This window comes from Prauserella cavernicola, from assembly GCF_016595675.1.
Classification (GTDB): Bacteria; Actinomycetota; Actinomycetes; order Mycobacteriales; family Pseudonocardiaceae; genus Prauserella_A; species Prauserella_A cavernicola.
Window position 1 is genome coordinate 168613 of the sequence record NZ_JAENJH010000004.1, and the last position, 15575, is coordinate 184187.

The 15575-nt window shown below is 70.4% G+C and carries 15 protein-coding genes and 1 tRNA gene; 5 read left to right on the forward strand and 11 right to left on the reverse strand.

The window, feature by feature from the left end; genetic code table 11:
* The 6 genes from JHE00_RS18565 to JHE00_RS18590 are packed head-to-tail and all read right to left on the reverse strand — an operon-like array spanning position 1 to position 6015.
* Positions 1 to 951, reverse strand: coding sequence for an aldo/keto reductase (locus JHE00_RS18565; RefSeq protein ID WP_200319697.1), 951 nt, complete (start codon positions 949 to 951; stop codon positions 1 to 3).
* On the reverse strand, positions 948 to 1787 hold the full coding sequence (locus tag JHE00_RS18570) for an ABC transporter ATP-binding protein (protein ID WP_200319699.1): 840 nt from the start codon (positions 1785 to 1787) through the stop codon (positions 948 to 950). Before JHE00_RS18570 ends, JHE00_RS18565 begins: the two co-directional genes overlap by 4 nt.
* Positions 1784 to 2590, reverse strand: coding sequence for an ABC transporter ATP-binding protein (locus tag JHE00_RS18575; protein ID WP_200319701.1), 807 nt, complete (start codon positions 2588 to 2590; stop codon positions 1784 to 1786). Before JHE00_RS18575 ends, JHE00_RS18570 begins: the two co-directional genes overlap by 4 nt.
* Positions 2587 to 3498: an ABC transporter permease gene (locus tag JHE00_RS18580; protein WP_200319703.1), complete on the reverse strand. Its 912-nt coding sequence runs from the start codon at positions 3496 to 3498 to the stop codon at positions 2587 to 2589. Before JHE00_RS18580 ends, JHE00_RS18575 begins: the two co-directional genes overlap by 4 nt.
* Positions 3495 to 4430, reverse strand: coding sequence for an ABC transporter permease (locus JHE00_RS18585; protein ID WP_200319705.1), 936 nt, complete (start codon positions 4428 to 4430; stop codon positions 3495 to 3497). The genes JHE00_RS18580 and JHE00_RS18585 overlap by 4 nt, the downstream gene beginning before the upstream one ends.
* Before the next feature lies 1 nt (position 4431).
* A complete protein-coding gene (locus JHE00_RS18590) occupies positions 4432 to 6015 on the reverse strand; it encodes an ABC transporter substrate-binding protein (protein ID WP_230424538.1) in 1584 nt (527 codons plus the stop codon).
* Between the two features lie 130 nt (positions 6016 to 6145).
* Here JHE00_RS18590 and JHE00_RS18595 point away from each other — a divergent pair, with 130 nt between their 5' ends.
* From JHE00_RS18595 to JHE00_RS18615, 5 genes are all read left to right on the forward strand, one after another.
* Entirely contained in the window at positions 6146 to 7270 is a 1125-nt protein-coding gene (locus JHE00_RS18595) for a four-carbon acid sugar kinase family protein (protein ID WP_200319707.1), read from the forward strand.
* Positions 7267 to 8271, forward strand: a complete 1005-nt coding sequence (gene pdxA, locus JHE00_RS18600; protein ID WP_200319709.1) for a 4-hydroxythreonine-4-phosphate dehydrogenase PdxA — start codon at positions 7267 to 7269, stop codon at positions 8269 to 8271. The genes JHE00_RS18595 and pdxA overlap by 4 nt, the downstream gene beginning before the upstream one ends.
* Positions 8272 to 8282: 11 nt before the next feature.
* On the forward strand, positions 8283 to 9083 hold the full coding sequence (locus JHE00_RS18605; RefSeq protein WP_200319711.1) for a DeoR/GlpR family DNA-binding transcription regulator: 801 nt from the start codon (positions 8283 to 8285) through the stop codon (positions 9081 to 9083).
* A gap of 132 nt (positions 9084 to 9215) precedes the next feature.
* Complete coding sequence (locus JHE00_RS18610; protein ID WP_307832002.1) at positions 9216 to 10256, forward strand: enoyl-CoA hydratase/isomerase family protein; 1041 nt, start codon at positions 9216 to 9218, stop codon at positions 10254 to 10256.
* 85 nt (positions 10257 to 10341) lie between these two features.
* Positions 10342 to 10902 (forward strand): HD domain-containing protein, encoded by a 561-nt coding sequence (locus tag JHE00_RS18615; RefSeq protein WP_200320396.1) that lies wholly within the window; start codon positions 10342 to 10344, stop codon positions 10900 to 10902.
* 101 nt (positions 10903 to 11003) lie between these two features.
* Here JHE00_RS18615 and JHE00_RS18620 read toward each other — a convergent pair whose 3' ends face one another.
* The 5 genes from JHE00_RS18620 to JHE00_RS18640 form a co-directional block, all read right to left on the reverse strand.
* On the reverse strand, positions 11004 to 11399 hold the full coding sequence (locus JHE00_RS18620) for a hypothetical protein (protein WP_200319716.1): 396 nt from the start codon (positions 11397 to 11399) through the stop codon (positions 11004 to 11006).
* A gap of 192 nt (positions 11400 to 11591) precedes the next feature.
* Positions 11592 to 13109 (reverse strand): sensor histidine kinase, encoded by a 1518-nt coding sequence (locus JHE00_RS18625; RefSeq protein ID WP_200319718.1) that lies wholly within the window; start codon positions 13107 to 13109, stop codon positions 11592 to 11594.
* Positions 13106 to 13780 carry a response regulator transcription factor gene (locus JHE00_RS18630; protein ID WP_200320398.1) on the reverse strand — a complete coding sequence of 225 codons (675 nt, stop codon included), beginning with the start codon at positions 13778 to 13780 and terminating at the stop codon, positions 13106 to 13108. Before JHE00_RS18630 ends, JHE00_RS18625 begins: the two co-directional genes overlap by 4 nt.
* Before the next feature lie 816 nt (positions 13781 to 14596).
* Positions 14597 to 14670, reverse strand: a tRNA-Arg gene (locus JHE00_RS18635).
* A gap of 333 nt (positions 14671 to 15003) precedes the next feature.
* The gene (locus JHE00_RS18640) at positions 15004 to 15408 is read right to left on the reverse strand and encodes a peptidase inhibitor family I36 protein (RefSeq protein WP_200319720.1); all 405 of its coding nucleotides are present in this window, start codon (positions 15406 to 15408) and stop codon (positions 15004 to 15006) included.
* Positions 15409 to 15575: the final 167 nt, after the last annotated feature.

Below are 15575 nucleotides of genomic sequence, written 5' to 3' on the forward strand. Positions count from 1 at the left end.
TCAGCGGTTGTAGTTGGGCATCGGCCCGCGCAGTCTGGAGCCGACCTCGTCGCACGCGGCGGCGACGTCGTCGGGCAGCGCGCCCTTGCCCAGCACGGCGATGTTGGCGGTGAGATGGTCCAGTTTGGACGCTCCGAGTAGTACCGAGCCGACCACGTCGCGGTTGCACAGCCAGCGCAGGGCCAGCTCGGTCAGCGGCACGCCCGCCTGTCCGGCGATGGCCTCCAGCGCCTCGATGGCCTCGAAGAGCCGCTCGTCCCAGTAGCGCTGGCGATACATCCCGGCGAGCACGGAGTCGCCGAAGCGACCGCTGCCCGGCTCGTTGCCGAAGCGGTGCTTGCCGGTGAGCAGCCCGCCGCCGAGCGGGTTGTAGACCATCGTCTCGAGCCCGGTCGCCGCGGCCATCGCCGCGTACTCCTCGTCGATGCGGCGCGCCAGCAGGTTGTAGAGCTGCTGGGCCACGACGGGCCGGGGCGCGCCCACGCGGTCGGCGACGTGGTTGGCTTCCACGATCTGCCACGCCGCGAAGTTCGAGACGCCGAGCTCGCGGATCTTGCCCTCCGCCACCAGGTCGGCCACCGTGCTCAGAGTGTCCTCGATGGGCGTCGCGTAGTCGGGCTGGTGCAGGTAGAACAGGTCGAGGTGGCTCACGCCGAGCCTGCGGAGACTGCCCTCGACGCTGGCGCGAAGGCCCTGCGGCGACAGCGGCGAGTGTTCGCCCGCGTCGGCGTGCGGCATGCCGGCCTTGGTGGCGAGCCGGATTCGGTCCCTGCGGGCGGCGACCAGTGGCGCGAGCAGTTCCTCGGTGGTGCCCTTGGCGTAGCCGTTGGCCGTGTCGACGTCGGTGATCCCCGCGTCGAGCGCGGCGTCGAGCATCCGCTCGGCGTCGGCGGCCGAGACGGTGTCGCCGAAGGTCATCGTGCCGAGGACCAGCCTGGGTGTGCCAGTCATGTGTTCCTTTCCGTTGTTCTCGCGCCGATCCCGGCGAGCAGGTGCCGGGGTTTGCGGCCGGTCATGGCCGCCGGGTCCAGTGCGGCGTCGCGCAGCGCGCGCGTGTAGTCGGACACCGGCCGGTTCAGCACAGTGTCCGCCGGGCCGTGCTCGACGACCTCGCCGTGGCGCAGCACCAGCACGTCGTCGCTGAGCTCGTGCACCACGCCGAGGTTGTGGGAGATCACCACGTAGGCCACGCCGGTCTCGGCCTGGATGTCCTTGAGCAGTGCCAGCACCTGGGCCTGCACCGAGACGTCGAGCGCGCTCGTCGCCTCGTCGCACACCAGCACGTCGGGCTTGCAGGCGAGCGCCCTGGCGATGCCGATGCGCTGGCGCTGCCCGCCCGAGAACTCGGCGGGCCTGCGCTCCAGTGCGCTCTCGGGCAGCTCCACCCGCTCCAGCAGTGCCAGCACCTGCTTCCGGCGCTCACTCGCGTCGCGCACCCCGCGCAGCTTGAGCGGTTCGCCGACGATGTCGCCCGCGGTGAGCCGGGGATCGAGCGAGGCGTACGGGTCCTGGAAGATCATCTGCACCCTGGCGCGCAGCGGGCGCAGCCTGCGCTCGGACAGCCGGGAGATGTCGGTGCCGTCCAGCAGGATGCGTCCCGACGTCGGCCGCTGCAGCCGCACGATGCTGCGCGCGATCGTGCTCTTGCCGCACCCGGACTCGCCGACGATGCCGACGGTGCGGCCCTTCTCGACGCTGAACCCCACGCCGCCGACGGCACGGAACTTCGACTTGCCGCTGCCGGGGAACTCCACCACGAGGTCCTCGACCGCCAGGATCGGGCTCACGCGGGCACCTCCTTCGGCGCCAGCCGCGGCACGGCGGCCAGCAGCTGCTTCGGGTACGGATGGGTCGGCGCGTCCACGACCTGTTCGACGTCGCCGCTCTCGACGAACCGGCCCTCGCGCATCACGTGCACGCGGTCGGACACGAGCCGGGCGACGCCGAGGTCGTGGGTGATCATCAAGATCGCGACGCCGGTGCGTTCCTGCAGTTCCATGAGCAGGTCGAGCACTCCTGCCTGCACGGTGACGTCCAGTGCGCTGGTCGGCTCGTCGGCCACCAGCAGTTCCGGCTCGCCCGCGAGCGCGCACGCGATGAGCACGCGCTGCTGTAGCCCGCCGGAGAGCTGGTGCGGGTAGCGGGTGAGCACGCGCTCGGGATCGGGCACGCGGACCTGCTCCAGCAGTTCCTTCGCCGCGAGGCGTGCCTGACGACGGCTGGTTCCCTTGTGCCGCAGGCGAACCAGCTCGCTCAGCCGGCTGCCGACGGTGTGCACGGGCGACAGCGCGGTCATCGGGTCCTGCGGGATCAACCCGGCGACGCGCCCGCGCAGGCCGGTGATCGCGGCCGGGTCGGCGATCACGTCGTGCCCGGCGAGCACCGCCTTGCCCGACAACACCGCCAAGTCGGGCGGCAGCAGCCGCAGCAGACCCATCGCCGTGGTCGACTTGCCGGAGCCGGACTCGCCGATCAGCGTCACCGTCTCGCCGGGGTCGACGTGCAGTGAGATGCCGTCGACGGCGCGGACCACGCCGCGCGCGGTGATCAGCTCGATCTGCAGGTCCTCGACCTCCACCAGCCTGCTCATGCCGTCGCTCCCTTCTTGGTGCCCTTGACCGCGTCGCGCAGTCCGTCGCCGAGCAGGTTCACGCCCACCACGAGCAGCACGATCACCAGGCCGGGCAGCGTGACGAGCCACCACGAGGTGGTGACGTAGTCCTGGCCGTCGGAGATCAGCCGTCCCCACGTGGCGAACGGCCGCTCCGGGCCCGCGCCGAGGTAGCTCAGCGCGCTCTCCAACAACACGGCCTGCGCCAGCAGCAGGAGCACGACGAGGCTCGTCTGGCGCACCACGTTGGGCACGAGGTGGCGGAAGAGCACGCCGCGATGAGGCAGCCCGAGCGTGCGGGCCGCGTCGACGTAGGGCTTCTCGCGCTCGACGAGCACCATCGACCGCGTCAGCCTGGCGACCTCGGGCCACTGCGCGACCGCGATCACCGCCGTGATCACGGGCACCGACGGCCCGAACAACGCCACCACGAGCAACAGCATCATCAGCAGTGGCAAGGACATCTGCGCCTCGAGCAGCCTGCTGACGACCGCGTCGACCCAGCCGCCGAAGTAGCCGGCCGCCGCACCCGCGGCGAGCCCGATCAGCCCGGACACGAGCACGGCGAGCACGCCGATGAGGATCGACACCTGCCCGCCGTCGAGCACCCGCGCGAGCAGGTCCCTGCCGAGCTGGTCGGTGCCGAACAGGTGACCGTCGGTCAGCGGCGGCAGCCGTCGCGACGCGAGGTCCTGCTCGGTGGAGTCGGGCAGTGGCAGAAGATCCGCCAGTGCCACCGGCAGCACGACCAGTGCGGTGAGGACGGCGCCGACGCGGATCTTCACCCTGGCCGTGCGGGAGCGCCGGGTGACCCCGGCATCGCGCAGCTGGGCGGGAGTGACGCGGCTGGGCCGCTTCGGGGTCTCTGTTTCCGTGGTCGTGGTCATCGCGCCGTGGCCTTTCCGAGGCGGACCCGCGGATCGAGCAGCGGGTACAGCAGGTCGATGAGGAGCTGGACGAGGATCGCGAGCGCGGCGGTGACGAGCACCGTCGCCTGGATCAGCGGGTAGTCGCGGGTCTCCAGCGCGCGCACCACGAGCGAGCCGACGCCGGGCCAGTTGAACACGACCTCCACCACGACCACGCCGTTGAGCATGGCCGCGAACCGGGTGCCGAGAGCGGTGAGCACGGGGATCGCCGAGTTGCTCAGCGCGTAGCCCCACACGAGTCTGCGCTCGCCGATCCCGTGTGCGCGGGCGACCGTGAGATACGGCGAGGTCAGGTTGCTCACCATCTCGCGGCGCACCAGCCGGGAGATCAGCGCGACCTGCAGCAGCGCCACGGTGATCGCGGGCAGCACGAGCCCCGACCACGTGGTGAACCCGGACGACGGGAGTACCGGCAGCAGCACGGAGAAGACGGTGAGCAGCATGATGCCGCTCCAGAACTCCGGCATCGACTGCGCGGCGATCGTGACGATGTTGGCGCCCGTCTCGCGGCCGGTGTCGGCGCGGCGGGCCATCCAGATCCCCAGCGGCAGCGCGATCACGGCCGTGAGCATGACCGCGGCCAGTGCGAGGGTGATCGTGTAGGGAACCCGGTCGAGCACCACCTCGAACGCGGGAGCCCGGAACGAGTAGGACGTGCCGAGGTCGCCGGTGAACAGCTGGCCGAGGAACGTCACGTACTGCGACAGGATCGAGCCGTCCAGCCCGAGCTGTGTGCGGATCTGCGCGAGGTCCTCGGTGGTCGCGTTGGGCGCGGCGAAGGCCGTGGCCGGGTCGCCGGGCGCCATGCGGATCAGCACGAACACGGTGGAGATCGTGAGCAGGATGACCAGCGCGCTCTGGCCGAGGCGCTTGACGATGTAAGTGGTCACCTCACGCCTCCAGCCCGACGTTGGCGAGCTCGTAGGAGTTGGTCGCCTCGAGCGCCACGTCGGTCACGCGGTTGCGGTAGGCGAGCACCGAGTTCGGCACGAACGCCCACATGCTCGGCCACGAGTCCCACACCACCTGCTGCACGCGCGCGGTGATCTCCTGCCGCCGCGCGGGGTCCACCTCGGCGTAGGCCTCGTCGAGCAGCCGGAGCACGTCGGGGTTGACGTAGCCCTGGTAGGTGTCGCGGGTGCGCTCACGTTCCGGCGTGCCGCCGTACATGCCCTGCAGGATCGGCAGTGCCGCGCCGACGGGGGAGGCGTAGCCGTTGCCGAGGATGTCCCAGTCGCCCGCCCTGCCCTGGCGCCACTCGGAGATGTTGCCGCCCGCCTCGAACTGCCGCAGCGTCACGCCGACACCGATGTCGCCGAGCATCTGCACCACGGCTTCCATCACGCTGGTGTCGCCCGCGAACTCGCCGGACTCCCAGATCAGCGTCAGCCGCAGGTCGCCGTCGTTGATGCCCTCGGCCTCGAGCATCTGCTTGGCGCGGCGGGGATCGTAGTGATAGGCGCCGCACTTCACGGAGCCGTTGAGCGTCTGCGCCACCGGCCCGACCGCGGACTGCGCGGAACCGGCGAGGATCTCGTCGGCGAGCCGCCTGCCGTCGACGGCCAGCGACAGCGCCTGCCGCACCGACGCCTTGGCCAGCGGGTGGTCCTTCGGCTTGCGGAAGTTGTAGAAGAGCTGGTTGATCCGGGTGCCGCGCACCCGCTCGATCCGCACCTCCGGCAGCCCTTGCAGCTGCTCGGCCGAGTCTGGCGTGATCGTGTCGATGAGGTCGAGCTCGCCCGAGCGCAGCCCCACCACGCGGTTGGCCTCCTCGGGGACGAAGCGCACCTGCACCTGCTTCACGTGCGGCGCCCCTGCCCAGTACCTGTCGTTGCGGCGCAGCGTGTACTCGCCGGTGCCGCGGTTGGAGGCGGTGACCACGTACGGGCCGGTGCCGAGGCCGGACTGCAGCTCCTCGGGGATGTTCGCCGCGGCGGGCGTCACGAGGATGTTGGCCATCAGGTAGTCGAGCACCGGCAGCGGACGTTCGGTCTCGAGCGTGAACGTGCGGTCGTCGACCGGCACGACCGTCGGCCACTCCGGGAAGAACGCGGCGAGGTAGGAACCGTTGACCTGCGCGTACATCTCGAGTGCGGTGCTGACGTCCTCGATGCGCACGGGGCTGCCGTCGGAGTAGTGGATGTCGTCGCGAAGCCGCACCGTCCACTGGGTCGGCGAGGTGAGCTCGAAGCGGTCCGCCAGCACGGGCACCGGGGTCAGGTCGGGCCCGATCCGCGTCAGTCCCTGGCGCACCGCGCGCTGCACGGTGACCGCCGCGTCGAACTGGTTGAGCTTGTTGTCGAGTGAGACGAGCGAGCGGTTGAGCCCGAGGGTCACCGAGCCGGGCGGCGGACCGCCTGTGGGACCCGCGCAACCGGCGAGCCCGCTCACGGCCGCGGCGCCACCGGCGACGCCCAGTGCCTTGAGCAGAGTTCTTCGGGATATCTGTGCCGTCTGTGACATCACTGTCCGCATCTGGAACCTCCGTTGCCCGCCGGCGCCGTCGCCATCGGAGCACCTGCTGGTGCGACACTCTGACAGTCTTGCGCGATATGCGCAATACCGTTAGCGTGATTCGCGCAGTAAGCGAAGTAGGGAGGTGTGCATGAGGTCAGCGGACATCATGGCTGCGGCCTTGTGTGACGACCTCAGCGGCGCCGCGGAGGCGGCGCTGGCCCTGGGTGCGGACACTGTCGATCTTGTGCGTTCCGCGCAGGATTGGGACACGCAGGTGCTCGACCTCGACATCCGTCAGGCCGACCCGGAGACCGCCCGCGCCGCGGTGCGCGCGTCGCTGTCCGACCGTGGACAGGTGTTCCTCAAGATCGACTCGCTGCTGCGCGGAAACGTCGAGGCGATGGTGCGCGGAGTGCGCGATGTGCGCACCGGACTCGTGGTGTGCACCCCGGCACTGCCCGTCGCGGGCCGGTCGACGGTCAACGGCCGCGTGGTGCTGCCCGTCGAACCCGGGCCGGGTGAGCACCGGCCCGCCTCCGTCGAGGACGCGCTCGGAGAGCTGCCGGTCACTCCCGTGAAGCTGGACGAACTGCGCTCACCCGAGCTGCCCGAGGTGCTCGCGCAGATCGCGCGCACCGGGCGCATCGCCGTCTGCGACGCGGAGACCGATGCCGACCTCGACCTGCTCGCGGCCGCCACCGCGCGGGTCGAGGATGCGGTCGCAGTTGGATCCGCCGGACTCGCCGCCGCGTTCGGGCGTGCGCGTCCTGCGCGCACCGCGCAGGCGTCGGCCGCCGAAGCGGCGCAGGTGCTCGTGGTGGTCGGCTCCGCCGAACCGAGCGCCCGCGCTCAGGTGGAGCTGCTGGCCGCCGACGGCGTGCCGGTGCTGTCCGTCGACCCCGTGACCCTCGACGTCCCGGACCTCGCGCTCACCCACGGCCGCACGGTGCTGACCGTGCGGCCCGCGCCGCTCGACCCCGCCCACAGTCGCGCGCTCGCCGCGCACCTGGCCCGCCTCGTCGCGGACGTCGTCACCAGTCACGACGGCCCGCTCCGGGTGGCCCTCACCGGAGGAGAGACCGCGCGGCGCGGGCTGGACGCGCTCGGCGTGCGGCGCCTCCACCTACTCGGCCAGGTGCATCCGGGCGCCGTGCACGCGCGCACCGACACCGGTCTCGAGATCGTGACCCGCCCCGGCAGCCACGGTGGCCCGGACAGCCTGCTCGCGATCGCCGCCCAGCTTCACCAGCCCGATCTTCAGGAGGATCTGTGAGTTCGCCCTTGCCCGTCATCGCCATCACGATGGGGGACGGGGCCGGAATCGGCCCCGAGGTCGTGGTCGGCGCGCTCGCCGACCCGGCCGTCTACGACCGGTGCCGCCCCCTCGTCGTCGGGGACGCACGCCGCCTGCGCCAGGCTGCCGACGTGCAGGGCGTGGCCGTCGAGGTCGTGGCCCTCGAGTCCGTGGCGCAGGCCCGGTTCGAGCCCGGCCGCGTCGACGTCGTCGACCTCGGCCTGCTGCCCGACGACCTGCCCTGGGGACAGCTGAGCCCGGCCGCGGGTGAGGCTGCCTACCAGTACGTGCGCGTCGCGTCCGAGCTCGCCGTGTCGGGCGAGGTGCAGGCGATCTGCACGGCGCCGCTCAACAAGGAGGCGCTGCACGCCGCCGGGCACCTGTACCCGGGGCACACCGAGCTGCTCGCGGCGCTGACCGGCACCGAGGAGGTGTCGATGATGCTGTCGACGCCCAAGGTCAAGGTCATCCACGTGACCACCCACATCGGCCTGATCGACGCCATCGCCAAGATCGAGCCCGGTCTCGTCGAGCGCACCGTGCGCCGTGGCCACGAGGCGATGCGCGCCTCGGGCATCGAGGCCCCCGTCATCGGCGTCTGCGGCATCAACCCTCATGCGGGCGAGAACGGCCTGTTCGGGGCGGGCGAGGAAGAGGAGAAGATCGAGCCCGCGCTCGAGACCCTGCGCGCCGACGGCATCGACGCGCGCGGCCCGCTGCCCGCCGACACCGCGTTCTTCCTCGCAGGCCGCGGCGACTACGACCTGATCGTCGCGATGTACCACGACCAGGGCCACGGCCCGGTGAAGGTGCTGGGCATCGAGGCGGGCGTCAACATCACCGTGGGGCTGCCCGTCATCCGCACCTCGGTCGACCACGGCACGGCTTTTGACATCGCGGGCACCGGTAAGGCCGAGGTGGGTAGCATGATCGAGGCTCTGCGCCAGGCCGCGGACCTGGCGCCGGTTTCCGTCGGCTGAAGGGACAGCGAGTGCCCCGCGATTCCGAGCTTCGCAGGGAGGCCATCGTCCAGTTGGCCACCACCACCGGACTGGCCAACGTGGACGAGCTCTCCGAGCATTTCGGAGTGACCGCGTCGACCATCCGGCGTGACCTCGCGCAGCTCGAACGCGCGGGCGCGCTCGCCAGGACCTACGGCGGCGCGATGGCGCTCGTGGCCCACCCCGAGGCCAGCCTGCGCCAGCGCGTCGGCGAGGAGTTCGAGGCCAAACAGGCCATCGCCCGCTGGGCGGCGCGCCTCATCGGCGCGGGGGAGACGGTGCTGCTCGACGCGGGCACCACCACGGGCGCGCTCGCCCACGAACTGCGGCACGCTCCCGCGCTGACCGTGGTGACCACCGGGATGACGGCGCTGCAGGAACTCGCCACGGCCGACGCGGTGACCGTGGAGTGCCTCGGTGGTCTGCTCCGCCCGCAGAGCCAGGGCTTCATCGGCCCGCTCGCCGAGGCGGCGCTCGAACGCCTCACGTTCGACCGGGTGTTCCTCGGCGCCGACGGCGTCACCGCCGAGGACGGCATCTGCGAGGCCGACATCCGCCAGACCCGGCTCAAGGAACTGATGGCGCGGCGCAGCGACCGGGTCTACCTGCTCGTGCACGCCGCCAAGATCGGCCGTCGCCCGTTCCACGCGTGGGCCCCGATGCCTCCGAAGTGGACACTGGTCACCGACGACTCGGCCACCGACGCCGAGCTGGCCCCGTTCCGGGAACGGGGAATCGACGTCGTGGTCGCCGACGAGAACGGCGACGACGTGTCCGGCTCGCGCGGCTGAGCTCTCCGGCGCTGTCCCGGCCCCGTGCCGACTCGGTCGCGAGCTGTGACGAGCGGCGCATCGGCGCGACATAGTTGGACGTCCTACTTTATGGTCCGACCGTCAGCCGACGCCTACAGTGGAGAAGGCCCCGTGACTGGAACCGACGTACTCGTCCGGGTCGAAGCCGGCCTCGGCCGCATCACGCTGAACCGGCCGCGCGTGATCAACGCGCTCAACCACGAGATGGTCGGCGCCATCGCCGCCGCTCTGGCGGAATGGGCGTCGGATGACCGTGTTCGTGCCGTGGTCCTCGACGGAGCGGGGGAGCGCGGCCTCTGTGCCGGTGGCGACATCAGGTCGATCCACACCGACGCGAGCGCCGGTGGCGAGGAGTCGCTGGCGTTCTGGGCCGACGAGTACCGCCTGAACGCGGCGATCGCCAGGTTCCCGAAGCCGTACGTGGCGCTGATGGACGGCCTGGTGATGGGCGGCGGAGTCGGGGTGTCGGCACACGGCTCGGCGCGGATCGTCACGGAGCGCTCGCGGGTCGGCATGCCGGAGACGGGCATCGGCTTCGTTCCCGACGTCGGCGGCACGTACCTGCTGTCGCGCACTCCGGGAGAACTCGGTACGCACATCGCTCTGACCGCGGGCCAGATCTCGGGGCCCGACGCGATCCACTGTGGACTCGCGGATCACTTCGTCCCGTCGGACGAGCTGCCGCGCCTGCTCAACCTCCTCGCGGAGCGCGAGGTCGACGCGGCGGTCGCCGCCGTCGCGCAGGACCCGCCGCCGAGCGGGCTCGCGGCGGAGGCCGAGTGGATCGACCGCTGCTACGCGGCGGACTCGGTGCCGGAGATCCTGCGCCGGCTGCGCGGTTCGGGCGAGGCCGCGGCGTCGGCGGCCAAGGAGATCGAGTCCAAGTCGCCGACGGCGCTCACGGTCTCGCTGCGCGCACTGCGCGCCGCCGCGGCGTTGCCGGACCTGGAGTCGGTGCTCGACCAGGAGTACCGGATCTCGTCGGCGGCGTTCCGGACCCCGGAGTTCGCTGAAGGAATCCGCGCGCAGATCATCGACAAGGACCGCGATCCCGCGTGGTCGCCCGCGTCACTGGCCGAGGTCACCGACGAGCAGGTGGCGGCCTACTTCGTGCCCCTCGGTGAGCGCGAACTCGGTCTCGCCGCGCACTGAGCCACGGCTCGTCGTCGCGCCGGACGGCGTGGGCGTGCGTACGCTGCTGGCCGGTGCCATCCGCGTCGCCCACCAGGAGGCCGCCATGACCGATCCCGCCGACGGCATCGCCGAGTTCTCCTACGAGCTCGGTGTCCTCAAGCGCATCCGCCGCGCGGGCTGGTGGCACGCGGGCGTGCGCGACCCCGAGTCGGTCGCCGAGCACACGATGCGCGTGAGCCAGCTGGCCGCGCTCCTCGCCACGGAGGAGAACGCCGTGCCGGAACGCGCGGCGTATCTCGCGCTGTGGCACGACAGTCAGGAGACCCGCACCGGCGATCTGCCCCACACGGCCAGGCCCTACGTCGACAAGCCGGACCCGCGGCACATCACCGAGGACCAGACGACCCCGCTGCCCGACGGTGCCCGAGCGAGCGTCCGCGAGGCCGTGGCCGAGTACGAGGGGGCCGCGACGCCGGAGGCGCGGTGTGCGCGCGACGCCGACAAACTCGAGATGCTGCTGCAGGCCGTCGAGTACCGCGACGTCGGAGTGGCCCGGGTGCAGGAGTGGATCGACAGCGCGCTCAAGGGCCTCACGACCGACACCGCGCGCCGTGTCGCCGATGCCGCCGTGCGTATCTCCCCACTGGCGTGGCGACAACGCTGAGCCGACCAAAGCCCGGAGACCGGGTTCTGTGATCGTCGCCGGAACGGCTCGGCCGGTGGGCGGGCTCGCCGCCCACCGGCCGTGGGAGAAGAAAAGCCGGATCAGTGGAACGCCATGTGGTCGGCGAGAACGGTCTTGCCGTCCTGCTGCACCTCGCCCGCGGCGGTCACCTTGTCACCGACCTCCGGCTTGCCGTCACCCAGCGAGATGGTGGTGTCCGGAGTCAGCACGAACTCCAGCTCAGGCCCGCCCGGGTACGCGGCGACGGAGATCACGGTCACCTCGCCCCACTCGACGTCGCCCCGCTTCTCGATGTTGCTGACCTCGCCCTCGACCTTGATCTTCTTCTGCGCTGACGACTCCACCTGCTGGGTCTGGCTCTGGTTGCCGTTCGCCGGCTGGCCGTCCGTGGCCGCGGCGGCGGTCCCGCCGAAGGCGATGGCGGGCAGCAGGGCGAGGCCGGCGATGGCACCGATGCGGCGGGCGTTCTTCGACATGGTTTGTACCTTTCGCGTTGGGTGTGCCGGTACTCGATGACCGGATGAGCACAGCCTGCCCGCGCCGATTGAGCGATCTCGGAGACGATCTGGGAGATTTCTGAGAATCCGGGGGGTTCGCGGGCAGCGACGAGCCTGTTCCCGCCGGTGAGCACCGCCTGGCGTTCAGCGAACTCCCAGAGGTTCCTGGATTCACTCAGCCTCGTCGGCGCTCGCGGCGTCGACGAGCGGCAGCAGCACTCGGAACGTCGCTCCGGCGCCCGGTGCCGTATCCACGGAAATGGTGCCGCCGTGTGCGGTGACCAGGGAGTGCACGATGGCCAGGCCGAGTCCGGCTCCGCCGTCGTCGGTGCGGCTGCGCGAGTCGTCCGCGCGGTAGAACCGGTCGAACACTCGCGTCCGCTGCTCGTCGGTCAGCCCCGGGCCCTCGTCCGCGACCTCCAGCACGGCGTGGCCGTCCACCGTGCCGACGCCGATGCGGATCGGCGTGCCCTCCGGGGTGTGCCGGACGGCGTTGCCGACGAGATTGGTGACCACCTGCCGCAGCCGGGCCTCGTCGGCGTATGTGGGTGCGGCGGCGGGTGCGTCGCCGTTCGGTCCGGTGAGCTCGACCGGCCGGGACGGATCGAGCGCGCGCACGTCGTGCAGCGCCTCGGCGGCCACGGTGCGCAGATCCATCCGTTCGAGTTCCAGCGAGTCCGTCGGATCGCGCTGCTCGTCGAGCCGTGCGAGCAGCAGCAGGTCCTCGACGAGCCGGGTCAGTCGCAGGGACTCGCGCTCGATGCGGTCCATGGTCCGCTCGACGTCCGCCCGCTCGGTCAGCGCGCCCATCCGGAACAGCTTGGTGAATCCGCGGATCCCGACCAGCGGAGTACGCAGCTCGTGGCTCGCGTCGGCGACGAACCGCCGCATCCTGGACTCGGACTGCTCCTTCGCCGCGAACGCGGCCTCGTTCTGCGCGAGCATGTCGTTCAGCGCGGTGGACAGGCGGCCGATCTCGGTGTTCGGCGCGGCCAGTCCGGGCACCCGCTGGCTCAGATCGCCGTCGGCGACACCGGCCAGGGTCCGTTCGATGCGCCGCAGCGGTCGTAACCCGCCCCGGACTGCGAACGACCCCACCACGGTGAGCACGACCAGCAGACCGACGCCGGTGGCCAGCGAGATGGTGTTCAGTCGCGTGATGGTCGCCTGCACCTCGTTCAACGAAGCTGCCACCACCACCGTCTCGCGGCGGACCTGGGCGCTGGACGATTCTTGGTCGACCGCGACGTTGTTCGTGGTCAGCGCGAGTACTCGCCAGCTGACCGAACCGTCCTTGCTGGACACCTCGAACGGGCGCCCGCCTCGCGCGTCCACCGTGTTGATGTCCAGGTGTGGCAGTGCGGGATCGGTCGCGCTGGAATGCTCCTGGAGGCGCTGGTCCTCGATGAGTCCGCCGTCCGGGTCCAGGAACGCGACGTAGTTGTCCCAGAATCCGCCGCCCTCGGTGACCGCGATCGTCGTCGCGAACGGTTCGGGGGAGGGTGTCTGCTGCGCCATGCCCGTCGCCATCGGACGGAGTTGTGCGTCGATCCGGCCGATCAGGTAATTCTGCAGAAATCCGGTCACGACCGTGCTGCCCACGGCGAGCCCGACGGCGAGCAGCAGGCTCGCGATCAGCAACACCCGAGCGCGCAGCGACAGCCCGCGCGACCTCCGCCGGCTCGTCATGCCCGCGGCTCGCGGAGCACGTAGCCGACCCCGTGCACCGTGTGCAGCAGTTTGGAGCCTGCGGTGTCGATCTTGCGGCGCAGGTAGCTGATGTAGGTGTCGACGATGCTGGGATCTCCGCCGAAGTGGTACTCCCAGACCTGGTCGAGGATCTGCCGCTTGGACACCACCCTGCCCGCGTTGAGCATCAGGTAACGCAGCAGGCGGAACTCGGTCGGCGACAACCGGATCGGGGTGCCTGCGCGCACCACCTGGTGTCCGTCCACATCGAGTTCCAGATCCGCGACCCGCAACGTGTCGCGCGCCGCCGGGCCACCGGAGCGCCGGAGCACCGCGTGGATCCGCGCGATCAGCTCCTCGGGGTCGAACGGCTTGGTGATGTAGTCGTCGCCACCGAGGCTGAGCCCGTTGATCTTGTCCGCGGGATCATCGCGGGCGCTGAGGAACAGCACCGGCACCGGAAGGCCCGTGCCGGCCTGCTTCCGGAGCCGCTGGATCACTTCGAAGCCGTCCATGTCCGGCAGCATCACGTCCAGCAGCACCAGATCCGGGGTGCTGAGTTGCGCCTGCTTCAGCCCTTCGCCGCCACTGGCGGCGGAAGTCACTGTGAATCCAGCGAATCGCAGCGTGGCGGCCAGGAGTTCTCGCACCGTGGGTTCGTCGTCCACGATGAGCAGATTGGTTCCGGGTTCGGATGCCACACTGAGCCTTTCCGGGTATCCCGTAATCACGGTGGGAGCGATGACCGAGGACGCGCCGCAGGGTGGCGCGCTACGGTACGAAGATCCACACGAGTGTCACATACAACGCCACGCTGTCGGTGCGTGACCAGACGACGTGGTTGTCATCCGGCATGGGGACGAGGAACACGTCGCCGCACCACGAGTGCCGGTAGCCGAGCGCCGACTCGGTGAGATCGAGTGACGTCGAACAACACCCGCGTTCCCCGGCGGGCCCGAGCCGTCCACGTCGACGACACCGAACTCGGCCGGCTGATCTCGTTCGTCCACACCGGATACATACGTGAAGGCTCGCGGTGGTGGCCCGCCAGCTGCACGATCGAGGGTGCGTTCCCTTGCGTGGTCTACAAAAGGCACGCCCCCTTCGAACTCGCCCGCGCGCCGAACCAGCTCGGCGATCTCGATGAGGAATCGACGCGCTCCACGGGCCGTGTTCCGAGGTCTGGTCAGCGGGGTGTCCGACGTCGTGAATCGGAGATACATCCCGTCGGAGCCCCAGCGCGTCTGCTGAGCGATTCGTGGCACCGTGCGTGACTCAGCTAACACACGGACGTATCCGCGGCGGGCGGTGCCGGGCACGCTCTGCGAAGACCTGGGCCCGCATGACCGGCGGCGGCCCCGTCGCTGGAGAGTGTTCGACGATCCCGGCCCCCCGGCTCGACAGATCGTCGTCTGGCTGACATGCAGGGATTTCCGTGGGCAGATAGGGCACGGAGCCCCTGGTCAACGCTGTGACCAGGGGTGGAGCGCCCCCGGCAGGACTCGAACCTGCGACCTAGAGATTAGAAGGCTCTTGCTCTATCCAGCTGAGCTACGAGGGCCCAATGGTGACCACTGCGGCCATATCACTCAGCCATCAGCTTAGTCACCACTGACTACTTGATCGCCCGAGCCCGGCGAATCGTTTCACCCGTCACCCAGCCTGGTGGTGAGTGCCCCACTGTCGTTGGATGATCACAGCTTCCTCGGCGTGTCGGCCAGGTTGCCACGGGTGCGCTGCCGGGCAGATCGGCAGCGCACCCGTGGCGGGCCGCGCTCGGGGACACGGCCCAACTGGGGCACCCCGGTTCACGCGTTCCCCGTGCGTGCCGGTGGGGGTGCCCAGTTCGGGGCGGCCAGGATTTCTCGCGGGCCGTTGTGGAGCGATAGGTGGGTCAGTTCCAGATCTGGATCGCCCTCACGACATAGGGAGCCTGTGGAACGAAGGTGCCCGGTCCCGGGAAAGTGCTGAAATCGCCCTCTGTCGCGCAGTGTCGATCCTGATAGACGGTTACCTGCCGCTCGATCCGGTTGGCGAAGGACCGGGCGTCGATTCCCTCCGGTAGTGGAACGCATTCCTCCGGGTTGGTGTTGCGCAGATCGAAGCGCGCGATCTGTCCGCTGTAGAACTCGCCCGACCAGCCACAGAACTCTCCTTGCTCACAGGTGAATCCCGGCGGAAGCGGCGGTTGCTCTCCCGGCTCGGCCTGCGCGACACCGGCGCCGCACAGCGCGCCCAGTGAGGCCAGCAGCAGTGCGTGCGGGATTCGCTTGCTCACAGCGGAAAAGCGTCCAGACATTGTGTGGTTCCCCCAGATTCAGGGCGAGTGTGTCGCCGTGGAATGTGCTGATGTCCACGATGCGGCACGACGCGAGGGAATGTCAGGAGGGAATTTCCGGACTGTGGACAAGTGGCCGTGCGCAACCCGTTCGGGTGGGGGTTGTCCACACTTTCTCGAAGTCCCTT

Bases quoted from the DNA above. Each gene is read 5' to 3' on its own strand.
- JHE00_RS18615 (WP_200320396.1), top strand. From the start codon at position 10,342: ATGACCGATCCCGCCGACGGCATCGCCGAGTTCTCCTACGAGCTCGGT.
- JHE00_RS18580 (WP_200319703.1), bottom strand. From the start codon at position 3,498: ATGACCACGACCACGGAAACAGAGACCCCGAAGCGGCCCAGCCGCGTC.
- JHE00_RS18595 (WP_200319707.1), top strand. From the start codon at position 6,146: ATGAGGTCAGCGGACATCATGGCTGCGGCCTTGTGTGACGACCTCAGC.
- JHE00_RS18565 (WP_200319697.1), bottom strand. From the start codon at position 951: ATGACTGGCACACCCAGGCTGGTCCTCGGCACGATGACCTTCGGCGAC.
- JHE00_RS18620 (WP_200319716.1), bottom strand. From the start codon at position 11,399: ATGTCGAAGAACGCCCGCCGCATCGGTGCCATCGCCGGCCTCGCCCTG.
- JHE00_RS18590 (WP_230424538.1), bottom strand. From the start codon at position 6,015: ATGCGGACAGTGATGTCACAGACGGCACAGATATCCCGAAGAACTCTG.
- JHE00_RS18640 (WP_200319720.1), bottom strand. From the start codon at position 15,408: ATGTCTGGACGCTTTTCCGCTGTGAGCAAGCGAATCCCGCACGCACTG.
- JHE00_RS18625 (WP_200319718.1), bottom strand. From the start codon at position 13,109: ATGACGAGCCGGCGGAGGTCGCGCGGGCTGTCGCTGCGCGCTCGGGTG.
- JHE00_RS18575 (WP_200319701.1), bottom strand. From the start codon at position 2,590: ATGAGCAGGCTGGTGGAGGTCGAGGACCTGCAGATCGAGCTGATCACC.